The organism is Fodinicurvata sp. EGI_FJ10296 (genome assembly GCF_040712075.1).
Lineage (GTDB): Bacteria > Pseudomonadota > Alphaproteobacteria > DSM-16000 > Inquilinaceae > JBFCVL01.
In genome coordinates, this window is record NZ_JBFCVL010000005.1 from 320,286 (window position 1) to 332,655 (window position 12,370).

At 62.6% G+C, this 12,370-nt stretch carries 9 protein-coding genes; 6 read left to right on the forward strand and 3 right to left on the reverse strand.

Annotated features, from left to right (window positions below; genetic code table 11):
- Positions 1–39: 39 nt before the first annotated feature.
- Complete coding sequence (gene mfd, locus ABZ728_RS12850; protein WP_366656767.1) at positions 40–3,345, reverse strand: transcription-repair coupling factor; 3,306 nt, start codon at positions 3,343–3,345, stop codon at positions 40–42.
- A 255-nt stretch (positions 3,346–3,600) separates the two neighbouring features.
- The gene (locus tag ABZ728_RS12855) at positions 3,601–3,939 is read right to left on the reverse strand and encodes a succinate dehydrogenase assembly factor 2 (RefSeq protein ID WP_366656559.1); all 339 of its coding nucleotides are present in this window, start codon (positions 3,937–3,939) and stop codon (positions 3,601–3,603) included.
- A 78-nt stretch (positions 3,940–4,017) separates the two neighbouring features.
- Between ABZ728_RS12855 and recG the strand changes: the two genes are divergently transcribed.
- From recG to ABZ728_RS12875, 4 genes are all read left to right on the forward strand, one after another.
- Positions 4,018–6,102: an ATP-dependent DNA helicase RecG gene (gene recG, locus ABZ728_RS12860; protein WP_366656561.1), complete on the forward strand. Its 2,085-nt coding sequence runs from the start codon at positions 4,018–4,020 to the stop codon at positions 6,100–6,102.
- A gap of 428 nt (positions 6,103–6,530) precedes the next feature.
- Positions 6,531–8,918: a mechanosensitive ion channel domain-containing protein gene (locus tag ABZ728_RS12865; protein ID WP_366656562.1), complete on the forward strand. Its 2,388-nt coding sequence runs from the start codon at positions 6,531–6,533 to the stop codon at positions 8,916–8,918.
- A 39-nt stretch (positions 8,919–8,957) separates the two neighbouring features.
- The gene (locus ABZ728_RS12870) at positions 8,958–9,527 is read left to right on the forward strand and encodes a GNAT family N-acetyltransferase (protein WP_366656563.1); all 570 of its coding nucleotides are present in this window, start codon (positions 8,958–8,960) and stop codon (positions 9,525–9,527) included.
- On the forward strand, positions 9,524–9,952 hold the full coding sequence (locus tag ABZ728_RS12875; RefSeq protein ID WP_366656564.1) for a GNAT family N-acetyltransferase: 429 nt from the start codon (positions 9,524–9,526) through the stop codon (positions 9,950–9,952). Before ABZ728_RS12870 ends, ABZ728_RS12875 begins: the two co-directional genes overlap by 4 nt.
- Positions 9,953–9,975: 23 nt before the next feature.
- Here ABZ728_RS12875 and ABZ728_RS12880 read toward each other — a convergent pair whose 3' ends face one another.
- The gene (locus tag ABZ728_RS12880) at positions 9,976–10,464 is read right to left on the reverse strand and encodes a MucR family transcriptional regulator (protein WP_366656565.1); all 489 of its coding nucleotides are present in this window, start codon (positions 10,462–10,464) and stop codon (positions 9,976–9,978) included.
- 627 nt (positions 10,465–11,091) lie between these two features.
- Between ABZ728_RS12880 and ABZ728_RS12885 the strand changes: the two genes are divergently transcribed.
- Both ABZ728_RS12885 and ABZ728_RS12890 read left to right on the forward strand, forming a co-directional pair.
- Positions 11,092–11,697 carry a UPF0149 family protein gene (locus ABZ728_RS12885; protein ID WP_366656566.1) on the forward strand — a complete coding sequence of 202 codons (606 nt, stop codon included), beginning with the start codon at positions 11,092–11,094 and terminating at the stop codon, positions 11,695–11,697.
- Positions 11,698–11,746: 49 nt separating this feature from the next.
- Positions 11,747–12,367 (forward strand): HAD family phosphatase, encoded by a 621-nt coding sequence (locus ABZ728_RS12890; RefSeq protein ID WP_366656567.1) that lies wholly within the window; start codon positions 11,747–11,749, stop codon positions 12,365–12,367.
- Positions 12,368–12,370 lie beyond the last annotated feature (3 nt).

Here is a 12,370-nt window from a genome sequence, read left to right on the forward strand (position 1 = left end):
AGAATGCGCGAAAGCCCCGTGAATCGAACAGATGGCCGGTCAGGCGTCGGCAGTCAGCGATACCAGTTCGCGCATGATCCGCTGCGCCCCTCGAACCCGATCGTCCACGGAGTCCATCGCCCGCGTGTAGACCAGCTTGTGATCGGGACGCAGTTTGACGGATTCGGAATTCTTTCCGATGAAAGCCACCAGCCGGTCGGGACGCACGAAGCTGTTTTCGCGGAATGCGATGACCGCGCCTTTCGGTCCGGCGTCGAGTTTCTCGACGCCCGCCTGACGGCACTGGCGCTTCAGTTGAATCAGGTTCAGCAGGTTTTCGACTTCTTCAGGCAGAGTGCCGAACCTGTCGATCAACTCCGCGGCAAAAGCTTCGATCTCTGCTGCGTCCACCAACCTTGCGATACGGCGATACAGGTCGAGACGCACATCGAGATCGGCCACATAGCGTTCGGGGATCAAAACCGGCATGCCCAGATTGATCTGCGGGGTCCACTCGCTGTCATCGGTGCCCTGACCGCGCGCCTCGGCAACGGCCTCCTCCAGCATCTGCTGGAACAATTCAACCCCAACTTCGCGGATATGCCCGCTCTGCTCCTCGCCCAACAGGTTCCCGGCGCCCCGGATATCCATGTCGTGGCTGGCCAGCGTGAACCCGGCACCCAGTGTGTCGAGCGTCTCCAATACATGAAGTCGTTGCTGCGCCGCCTTGGTAAAGGATTTGCCAGGCTGATAGGTCACATACGCGTATCCGCGCAGCTTCGACCGACCGACCCGGCCTCGCAACTGATACATCTGCGCCAGACCCAGCATGTCGGCGCGATGCAGTATCATCGTATTTGCCGACGGCACGTCCAGGCCCGATTCCACGATGGTCGTGCACAGCAGAACATCGAACTGGCCGTCGTAAAAGGCCGTCATGATGTCTTCGAGCTGGCTGGCCGGCATGCGGCCATGCGCAACGACGATGCGGACTTCGGGCACCAGTTCGCGAATGCGCGGTTCGATCTCTTCCAGATCCTGTACCCGGGGGCATACATAATAGGTCTGACCGCCGCGGAAATGCTCCCGCAGGATGGCTTCGCGGATCACGACCGGATCGAACGGCAGCGTGAAGGTTCGCACCGCAAGTCGGTCGACCGGCGGCGTCGCGATCAGCGACAGGTCGCGCACCCCCGACATCGACAGCTGCAGTGTCCGGGGAATTGGCGTTGCCGTCAGGGTCAGCACATGAACATCCGTGCGCAGCGCCTTGAGCTTTTCCTTTTGCTTGACCCCGAAATGCTGTTCCTCGTCGACGATCACCATGCCGAGATTGTCGAAACTGACCCCCTTGGCAAGCAGGGCGTGGGTGCCGATCACGATGTTGACGTCGCCCGATGCCAGCCCTTCCTTGACGGCCCGTGTTTCCTTCGGCCCCGCCATCCGCGACATCTGGCCGATCTTCAGCGGGATGCCCCGGAACCGTTCCTGAAACGTGTTGAAGTGCTGACGGGCCAGAAGGGTCGTCGGCACCACGACCGCCACCTGAAAACCTGCCATGGCGACCACGAAGGCCGCGCGCAGGGCGACCTCGGTCTTGCCGAAGCCGACATCGCCGCAGATCAGGCGGTCCATCGGCTTGCCCGACGCCAGATCGGACAGCACCTCATCGATTGCCCGCAACTGGTCTTCGGTCTCCGGAAACGGGAACTTGGCGGCAAATTCCTCGTACAAGCCGGGGGCTGGTACGATCGGCTCGGCGCTTTTCAGTTCCCGGCCCGCAGCGATCCGCAGCAATTCGTCGGCCATGTCCTTGAGCCGGCGCTTGACCTTTGACTTGCGCGCCTGCCACCCGGCGCCGCCAAGTTTGTCGAGTTGCCCCGAAGCGCCCTCGCCACCAAAACGGGAGAGCACCTCGATGTTTTCGACCGGCACGAACAGCTTGTCGTTGTTCGCATAGAACAGCCGCAGGCAATCGTGCGGCGCGCCCGAGACCGTTACGGTTTCGATGCCGTCGTATTTTCCCACACCATGTTCGGTATGGACCACCAGATCGCCTTCGGACAGGGTCGACGCCTCGGAAAGGAATGCATCCGCGCGGCGCCGTCGGCGGGCCGGCCGGGCGAGTCGGTCGCCGAAGATATCCTGTTCCGCGACAACCGCCAGATCCGCGGTCACGAAGCCGCTTTCGACCGGAAGCACGGCAGCCGACACCTTGGCGGCGCCGCGCCCCTTGGTCCCGCTGATATCGTCGATCGCCGGAACATCGCCGACGCCATGATCGCGCATCAGCCCGCGAAGGCGTTCGCGCGATCCGGTCGTGTATCCGGCGACGATCACCTTCCGGCCGTCACTGGTCAGCGTGACGATGTGGCGGCGCAGCTCGTCGAACAGGTTGGCATCCGGATTCGCGCGGACATCGGAGAATTCGCGCCCCCGGCGGCCGCTGGCGTCGACCGACCGCGAGACTCCGTCCGGCACCGCAAACGGCGAGAACGCGGCAACGGGGCGATCGTCGAGCGCCGCGTCCCATTCTGCCGCCGTCAAATAGAGCCGATCGGGCCGCAGCGGTTTGTAAACCGCGCTGTCGGACCGTCGCTCGGCATTCTGCATCGTGGTGCGGGCTTCATGGAAGTCGGCGATCTGGGCAAAACGGCCCTCGATCGCGGTTTCGATCTGATAATCCAGAGTCAACGCGGCATCGGGAACGTAATCAAAGAGCGTTTCCGTCTCTTCGAAGAACAGCGGCAGCCAATGCTCCATGCCCGCATACCGGCGCCCGGCGCTGACGGCTTCATAGAGCGGATCGTTATCGGTGACGGCGCCGAACGCCTCCCGGTATCCGGACCGGAAGCGGGCAATTGCGTCGGGGTCCAGGGGAACTTCGCTCATCGGCTGCAGAACGACCGTTTCGGCCGTGCCGGTCGTCCGCTGACTGATAGGGTCGAAATGGCGGATCTTCTCGATCTCTTCACCGAACAGATCGATGCGGACCGGTTCCACGTCGACGGTTGGATAGATGTCGACGATGTCGCCGCGCACGGCGTACTCGCCCGGCTCGCGCACCGTCTGAGAGCGTGTGTAGCCGGTTCGGGCGAGGAACGACTGCGCGGCTTCGAGATCGAGGCGGCCACCGACCGTCAGTGTCATCGCCGCATCCTTGAACAGCGATCGCGGGCTCAACCGCTGCAGGATGGCATTGACGGTCGTCAGAACGACGGCAGGACGCCGGCCGCCGGCAAGCTGACTGAGCGTGTTGATCCGCTGCGACACGATGTCCGGATTCGGCGACACCCGGTCATAGGGAAGACAGTCCCAGGCCGGCAGCGTCACGATATCGAGACCCGGCGCGAAAAACGCCACCATATCCGCCAGACGCGCCATGCGGGCGTCGTCGCTGCAGGCGTGGATGACCGTTACCGCTCCGCCTCTCGCGATGGCGGCGAGTATGCGGGCATCCTGGCCGTCCGGTGCGCCCCCGATCAGGGTCTTGCCCGGCGTTGAGGTATCGAGAAAGGCGGACTTGCTCAACAGTGAATTCCGTATCGGACGCGCGGGGTCCGGCCGCAGATGCGTGGCCGGCGGGGCGACACAGGAAATGGACCAGCCAACCCCGTTCGGTCAAGCGCCGCGGAGATTGACAGTTACCGCACCGGGCGTCGATGGCGGGCCGGCGGATTTCAGACGGTCGAGCACGCCGCAGCGCATCTCCGGCGGTGGCTCTTCGCGATCGGTGATCCAGTTGTAGACATCAGGATCCGACGCGTTCAACAGCCGGTCCAGTTCGTCCAGTTCCTCGGGGCCCAACAAGGCGATATGGGAGTCGGCAAAGCTGCCCAGAATCAGATCCATTTCGCGGGTCCCGCGATGCCAGCACCGAAAGCGAAGCCGTCGGCGCTGCTCCTGCACGGTATCGCGCTGTTCTGGATCTGAAGCCGGTGTATCTATTGCGCTTGTCATCGGTCGGTGCCATTCGTGCTAGCGTCTGGGATCGATTGCTGTCCGTCATTCAATATAGACCGATATAGAACGCCGACCGTGCGACCGCCAATCCTGTTTCCCCTTTTCGCCGAGACGACCGCCCTTCCCGGTGTCGGCGCGCGCGTCGCCGACCTGATCGAAAAGGTCGCGGGGCGGCGCGTGGTCGATCTGGTCTTCCTGCCTCCCAGCGGGCTGATCGACCGCCGTACCATCCGCCGGATCGCTGACCTTGCCGACGGAGAAACCGCCACGGTCGTGGTGCACATCGACGAGCACCTGCCCCCTTCCAGCAGTCGTGCCCCCCGGCGCATCAAGGCATCCGACGACTCCGGCACGATGATCATCGGATTTTTCCACGCCCGGGCGGAGACGCTGCAAAAGAAATTCCCGCCAGGAGAAAAGCGGGTCGTCAGCGGGCGAATCGATCGCTATCACGGCACGCCGCAGATGATGCATCCCGACCGCGACGGTCCGGAAAGCAGCCTCGACAGCATTGCCATCGTCGAGCCGGTCTATCCGCTGACTGCAGGCCTGCTGCCCCGCGTCCTGGTCAAGGCCGCCGCAGCGGCGGTTGCGCGGGTGCCCGACCTTCCCGAATGGCAGGATGCCTCGTGGCTCAAGGCACGCGGCTGGCCTGCCTTTCGCGAGGCGACGGCCCGCCTGCATTCACCCGCCACGCCGGCGGACATCGAGCCACCGGCGCCGGCGCGGGCCCGCCTCGCCTTCGACGAGTTGCTGGCCAATCAGCTTGCCCTTTGCCTCGTCAGGCGAAGCCTGCGCCGGCTCAAGGGACGGCCGACCCGCGGCGACGGCCGCCTTGCCGGCCCGCTGGAGGCGGCGTTGCCGTTCACGCTGACCGGATCGCAGCGTCAGGTGCTGTCGGAGATCGCCGGCGATATGGCCGCGGAACACCGCATGCTGCGCCTGCTGCAGGGAGACGTCGGCTCCGGCAAGACGGTCGTCGCCCTGATGGCGATGCTGGCGGCGGTCGAAGCCGGAGGTCAGGCGGCATTGCTGGCACCGACGGAAATTCTCGCCCGCCAGCACCTTCAGACAGTCGGGCCGATGGCGGCGAAGGTCGGCATCGACACGGTCATTCTGACCGGCCGGGAAAAGGGCAAGGCGCGTACCCGTGTCCTGGAACGACTGGCCGATGGACGCGCCGCCATCGTCGTCGGCACCCATGCGCTGCTGGAGGAGGACGTCGCCTTTCGCGATTTGCGCCTTGCCGTGATCGATGAGCAGCACCGGTTCGGTGTGCATCAGCGCCTGCAACTGACGTCCAAGGGCCAGGGCGTGGACGTGCTGGTCATGACCGCCACGCCGATACCGCGAACGCTGCAGCTGACAGCCTACGGCGATATGGAAGTATCGCGAATCGTCGGCAAGCCGCCCGGCCGCCAGCCGGTCACGACGGTTGCCCTGCCAACGGACCGCATCGACCAGGTGATCGAGGGCCTTCGCCGCCAGATTTCCGGTGGCGGCCAGGCCTATTGGGTCTGCCCACTGGTGGAGGATTCCGAAGGCGTCGCCGATCTGACCCCTGCCACCACACGCTACGAATCCCTGTGCAAACTGCTTGGCGAGGGGGTTGGTCTGGTTCACGGGCGCATGAAGGGCGCGGAGAAAGACGCCGTCATGACCGATTTCGCGGAGGGCAGGCTATCTGTATTGGTGGCCACCACCGTCATCGAAGTCGGTGTCGATGTTCCCAACGCCACCGTCATGGTGATCGAACACGCCGAGCGGTTCGGCCTGGCCCAGCTCCATCAGCTTCGCGGCCGTGTCGGCCGCGGATCGGGCCGGTCGAGCTGCGTACTGGTCTATGCCGCCCCTCTCGGCGCCGTCGCAAAGCAGCGGCTGAACACCCTGCGCGAGACGGACGATGGATTCGTCATCGCCGAACAGGATCTGAAATTGCGCGGCGCGGGCGAATTGCTGGGAACGCGGCAAAGCGGCCTCCCCGCCTTTCGTCTGGCCGATCCCGATGCCCATCAGGACCTGATGGAAGCAGCGACCGATCAGGCCCGCCTCATTCTTCATCGCGATCCCGATCTTGAAGGCGACATCGGCAAGGCGGCGCGGATTCTGCTGTATCTGTTCGAGCGCGATGCGGCCATCCGCTATCTCCGGTCCGGGTGACTTGGCGTCCGGGCGGAAACCATCCACGCTCTCGCGGGGCGTGTGGACGCCGGACAACGCTTCGCACCTCCGGCGATGGGCCCAGGGGGTGACGCCGCACATCTTTCGTATCGTCGCACCCCCCTGATCGTCCCCGAGACCGATCGGGGACCCCGAACCGGATGCACCCGGTTCGCGTGACACGATCGAGAGTTGCTGCACGAGGTCCCGGGTCTCTGCAGCGCGTCACTTCGTGGCCGCGCTGCGCCCGGGACGATCAGGGTGTGGAAATCACCATTTCCGCGAGCCGGGATTCCAGTGACACTTGCCGAAACCTTGTCCTGAATACCTTGCCATGGCATCAAACGGTACCACCATCGTCGTATCGAAACCGATTTCAGTCAGTTGCCGACGCTTTCCTGCCGTCGGAACGCCTCCAGGAGCCATTGATGCGATTTGCCGGGACCATCCCCGCCCCGAGGAACATGTTCGCGCCATTGATCCGCGTGATCATGGTTCTTGCCGTTCTGTTTCTGACCGTCTTCGCATCGGCTGTCTTATGGACCCACGGCGCCGGCGCCGAGCAAGCCGATGAACGCTACGCCGCCATTGCCGACATCCTTGAGGACGACGAGGCCCGCGCCCGTCTGATCGAGGATCTTCGCGCCCTTGGTACCGGTGGATCAGATACGGGCGACGCTCTGCCCATCGACATTCCGCCCGAGCACCAGGCCGTCGCCGGGGCGCCGAGCGGTCAGGCGCCTCAGGACGTGTCTCTTGCACGGCAGATCGCCGAATACACGCAATCCCTGGCCGAAGGCGCCGTGACGGAGGTCGTCAATCTCTACCAGGGCATCCTGTCGCTGGATGGCGGAGAAATCGGGGGGCGAACGGCGGGGCTCATTCCGGCGATCATCGATCTTGCGGTCGTCGTCTTCACCGCCGTCGTCGCGTTCTGGATCGTCCGAATGGCGGCATCGCCAATATTCGCGCGTGCTTCGGCCTGGGTTCTGTCCGACCAGGGCGTCTACCAACTGCCCAGACGGATCCTGGCGATCGTCGGCAGTGCACTGCTCGACGGAATTGCCATTCTGATCGCCTGGGTCGCGGGGTACGCGGTAGCACTGTTCGCTTTCGGCGACGCCGGGGCCATGGACACCCGGCAATCGCTTTTCCTGAACGCTTTCCTGCTGGTCGAAGCCTTCAAGCTCGTTCTGCGCGTCTTCTTTTCGTCCCGCTACGACGGTCTCCGGCTGCTGCCGGTCAGTGCCGACGACGCCGCCTTCTGGAACCGGTGGCTGGCGCGGGTCAGCGGCCTGATCGGCTATGGCCTGCTGGTTGCGGTTCCGATCATCAATTTCAACATTTCCCCGATCGCCGGACGCCTGGTTTCGATCGTGGTCATGCTGACGGCCTTTCTTTATGCCCTTCGCATCATCATGGCCAATCGCTCACCCATCCGGCACCGCATTCTCGCCCGCGCCGGCGAAGCGTCGATGCAGGTGACCCAGACGCTCCTCACGCTGCTCGGCAATCTCTGGCACTGGATCGCGATCGTCTATTTCGCCGCGCTGACCATCGTGACGCTGTTCCGGCCGGTGGACGCGCTGCCATTCATGGTATCGGCCACCGGACAGACCGTGGTGGCCATCGGCGGCGGCGTGCTGATTTCCATGCTGCTGACGCGCGTCATCGTCAGCGGCGTCCGCATCCCTGAAAGGACGCGCCTGCGCCTGCCGATGCTGGAAAGCCGGTTGAATGCATTCGTGCCGCTGGCGCTGAAGATCATCCGTCTGCTGATACTGATCGTGGTCCTCGCACTGGTCGCCAATGCCTGGGCGCTATTCGACGCCGCTGGCTGGCTCGCCTCCGAACTCGGTATCCGGACGATTGCCGGCCTGTCATCCATCGGCGGCATCCTGGTCGCTGCGGCATTGATCTGGATCGTCACCGCCTCCTGGATCGAACACCGGCTCAGCCCGGAAACCGGCAAGGGAGAGCCCGGCGCCCGCGAACGAACGCTGCTGACCATCTTCCGCAACGCCTTCGCGGTGGTTCTGATCACCATGACTGCCATGATTGCCCTGTCAGAGGTCGGTCTCGACATCGGCCCGCTGATCGCCGGTGCGGGTGTCCTTGGTCTGGCAATCGGTTTCGGCGCGCAATCGCTCGTCCAGGACATTATTACCGGCGTCTTCATCCAGCTTGAGAACGCAATGAACACCGGTGACGTCGTGACGGTCGGCGGCACCACCGGAACGGTGGAAAGACTGACGATCCGGTCCTGCGGCATCCGCGATCTGTCGGGCACCTATCACGTCATCCCATTCTCGTCGGTTTCGACGCTTTCGAACTATATGCGCGATTTCGCCTATCATGTCGGCGACTATGGCATCGGGTATCGCGAGGATACGGACGACGCCATCGTTCACCTGCGCAATGCGTTCGACGAATTGCGCGCCGATCCCGATCACGCCTCGAACATTCTGGGTGATCTGGAAGTCCACGGCGTCACGTCGCTGGGAGACAGCGCCGTCAATCTTCGTGTTCGCATCAAGGCCAAACCGGGGACCCAGTGGGGTCTGGGCCGCGCGTATAACAGGCTCGTCAAACGTCACTTCGATGCCGCCGGTATCGAAATACCGTTCCCGCACATGACGCTCTATTTCGGTGAAGGCAAGGACGGGACGGCACCGGCGGCGCCGCTGCGCATTCTCGACCGCGCCGGACCGCAACCGTCGGCCGACGGCGATCAGGACGGCTCCTCGGGCCCCCGGCCCGATGCCTCACGGTCCAATCCGGCATTCAAGGGAGACTTCGAGGAAGCGGATCGCTAGGCTATCGTGCCGACAGCAGCGATAGCATGAGCCTGCGGAATGACCCATTTGCTTACGAAAAGACTTATCCTGCGCCGGTGGCGCGAGAACGATCGCGTGCCGTTCGCCCGCATGAATGCCGACGCGGAAGTCATGGCGTGGTTTCCGGCTCCGCTGAGCCGAACCGACAGCGATGCCCTCGCCGACCGGATCGAAGCCCACTTCGACCATAAGGGATTCGGACTTTGGGCAGTGGAGATTCCTTCCGTCGCATCGTGCGCCGGTTTCATCGGGCTGTCGGTTCCGTCTTTCGACGCACCGTTCACGCCTTGCGTAGAGATCGGCTGGCGCCTGGCCCGGCCCTGTTGGGGAAGAGGCTATGCCACGGAAGGGGCACGGCGCGTTCTCGATCATGCCTTCGGGACACTGGATATGGACGAGATCGTTTCGTTCACCGCAACGGGCAATATTCGCTCGCGGACGGTGATGGAGCGCCTGGGGATGAGCCGGGACCCGTCGGACGATTTCGGACACCCGGCCCTGCCCCCTGACCACGAACTGGCTGACCATGTGCTCTATCGGCTGGCCCGAAGCAGGTATTCCGCCAATACTGCTGCATTATCACCATGATGGACATCATCGAGCAGGATCATCTGACCGAAGCCGACGAGGCAAGCCTGCTGGCCCCGCTGGACGCTCACGCCGCCGACCGCGGCGTCGATTTCAAGCCACACGGGCTGTTCCTGACGCTGCGGGAAAGCGATAGCGACAGCCGCGTGGTCGGCGGGCTGGTCGGCGCGACAAACCTCGGATGGCTTCACATCAGGATACTGTCCGTGCCGGCCAACCGGCGAAAGCGGGGCCTTGGGCGCGAATTAATGCTTCGCGCCGAAGCCATCGCCAGACAGCGCGGGTGTCGGGCGGCGTGGGTGGACACCTTTTCGTTCCAGGCACCGGGATTCTACGAGATACTCGGCTATCGCCGCTTTGGCGATCTGCCGGACTATCCGCCCGGCTTCGATCGCCTGTTCTACTGGAAGCGGCTCATTCCGTAGGAATCAACGGCCCCGGCGTCAGATCAACCTTCGGCCGCGGCCTTGCTCTTGCGTCGGCTGGCCGTCGGTTTGGCCTTGGGCGGCTCCTCCGATTTGCGACCGAGTCCGATCTGCTTCGCCAGTCGCGAGCGTTCAGCGGCATAATTTGGCGCCGTCATCGGATAGTCACTGGGCAGCCCCCAGCGCTGGCGGTATTCCTCAGGCGTCAGGTTGTACGAACGCTTGATGTAGCGCTTCAACATTTTCAGTTTTTTGCCGTCTTCAAGACAGACGATATGGTCCGGTTGCACCGATTTGCGGATCGGAACCGCAGGCGTCGGTTTTTCTTCTTTTTGGGTCGACTGCCCGGTCGCCAGTTTCTCAAGGGTTTGGTAAACCGACTGGATAAGGTCCGGAAGATCCGATTGCGCGACATTGTTGTTTGAAATATGCGCCGACACGATCTCTACGGCCTGACGTCGTAGCCCTTCGGTATCGGGCTTCTCCGCGGAATTAGGGGTATCTTGATTCATTGTCGTATACTCCGATATCTTTCGGTGCACTGTTCGTTGCGGATAGATGCTGAATTCAGCTTATATAATCAATCAAGTATCCTGTGAAAGACTTATTTTATCGGAACTCGCACGTTTCGTCCCCGACTAGAAGGGGTAATTGCAGGTAGAAGATGGCAATATGCGCGTCGCTCGCAGAAAATCCCGGCCCGGCAACAAAATCGGTCCCGCTGTTACCTCGGATTTCAAGGGGCTTTTCGGGAAAATGTCGGCACTTGCACCTCGACGCCGATGAACAGGATTATCCCGCGCTATAGCCGTTCAGACACAGTTGGTTGACCTGAATATCTATCCTGCCATCCAGAATCTCAGCGAAGCATTGCCAGGATGCCCGCACAGCCATCATTTTGTTCGAGCGCGTTTTTCTCGCGTTGAGCACTCACCCGGACCCATTCCCGGTATGGTGAGGGACAAAATTTTTTCGCTTCGTCAATGATGTCCGAAGCGTTTTTTCTCGCACTTGGCAGAAGTTTGCCCGCCGGCATCGATCAGGCCTTGACCCAGACACCGGTTCGCGGTCACGACCCCCTTCACGCCGCGCCCGATGGGTGCCATCCTTTACGCTCAAGCTGCAATCAGGAGGCCACGATGAGCAGTTCATCGTCAGACGACCCCGCCGGACCGAACGCCGGCCAGGCCAGCGAAACGGAACTCGAAGATCTGGCCGATTTCTTGATGTCGGACCGGGCACCCCCCGATTGCATGGGGCTGTCCGACCTGGATGGATTTCTGACCGCACTTGTCATCGGGCCCAGCCCGGTGGAACCGCAAGCGTGGCTGCCGATCGTCTGGGGCGACGAAGAACCATCCTTTGCCGATCGGGCCGAGGCTGAGAAAATGATCCGTGTCATCATGCAGCGGTTCGAAGAAATCGCCACGATGCTGCGGGAGAGTCCCGAGGATCACAGCCCGATCCTGATCGAGGATTCCGACGGCGAGATCCTTTACGAGCATTGGGCCGGCGGCTTCCTCGCTGCTGTATCATTGCAGCCGGACGCATGGGCGCCCTTGTTCGAAGACGAAGAAGCCATCTCGCTCATGCTGCCGCTGATCGTTGCCGGCGGTGAAGAAGGCGCTGAAAGTATCGGCCTTGCGCCGGAAGCCGAAGAAACCCTGAAACGCGAAATGCCGGAATATCTTCCGTTGGCGATCCTCGGCATCCAGGGCTTCTGGGACAAGATCAGACATCACTGACAACAGTGACAATATCGCGTCCTGTTTCCAGGCAATCGGGAAGAATGTCGTGAACGAAACCAAACCGCCTCGTGTCATCGTCTTCGATGTCGGCCGTGTTCTCGTCGAATGGGATCCGGATCGTCTGTACGGACAGCTTATTCCCGACGCGGCCGAACGTCAGGCGTTTTTCGATCGCGTCGGCCTTGAGAAAATGAATGTCGATGCCGACCGCTACGGCAGTCTGGAACGGCATGTCGCAACCCTGGCCGAAAATTATCCGGCCGATGCGCATCTGATATTGCCCTGGTGGCATCAGTGGCACGAGATGTGCTGGGCCGAAAAACCAGAGACAGCGCGGCTTCTTGAAGCCGTTCGCGCGGCCGGGTTTCCCGTCTGGGCATTGTCGAATTTCGCCATGGATACCTTCGCCATCGCCCAGACGCGCTTCCCGATCCTGACGACATTCGACGGCATGGTCATCAGCGGTAATGAAAAGACGGTCAAGCCTGAAGCCGAAATCTACGCGATTCTGGAGAAGAGAACGGGCCTGACCGGAAGCGACCTGTTCTTCATAGACGACAAGGCCGAAAATATCGCGGCCGCCGAGGCACGGGGCTGGCAAGGCCACCTGTTCGACGACCCTGCGGAACTCGCGGCCGATCTCAGGCGTCTCGGCATTATCGCGTGAGAG

Excerpts from the sequence above, each read along its gene's own strand:
- mfd (WP_366656767.1), bottom strand. The coding sequence starts at position 3,345 with ATGGTGGCGTTTTTCGCGCCGGGTCTCGATATCGTGACGCTGCCGGCC.
- ABZ728_RS12870 (WP_366656563.1), top strand. The coding sequence starts at position 8,958 with ATGACCCATTTGCTTACGAAAAGACTTATCCTGCGCCGGTGGCGCGAG.
- ABZ728_RS12880 (WP_366656565.1), bottom strand. The coding sequence starts at position 10,464 with ATGAATCAAGATACCCCTAATTCCGCGGAGAAGCCCGATACCGAAGGG.
- ABZ728_RS12855 (WP_366656559.1), bottom strand. The coding sequence starts at position 3,939 with ATGACAAGCGCAATAGATACACCGGCTTCAGATCCAGAACAGCGCGAT.
- ABZ728_RS12865 (WP_366656562.1), top strand. The coding sequence starts at position 6,531 with ATGCGATTTGCCGGGACCATCCCCGCCCCGAGGAACATGTTCGCGCCA.
- ABZ728_RS12875 (WP_366656564.1), top strand. The coding sequence starts at position 9,524 with ATGATGGACATCATCGAGCAGGATCATCTGACCGAAGCCGACGAGGCA.
- ABZ728_RS12885 (WP_366656566.1), top strand. The coding sequence starts at position 11,092 with ATGAGCAGTTCATCGTCAGACGACCCCGCCGGACCGAACGCCGGCCAG.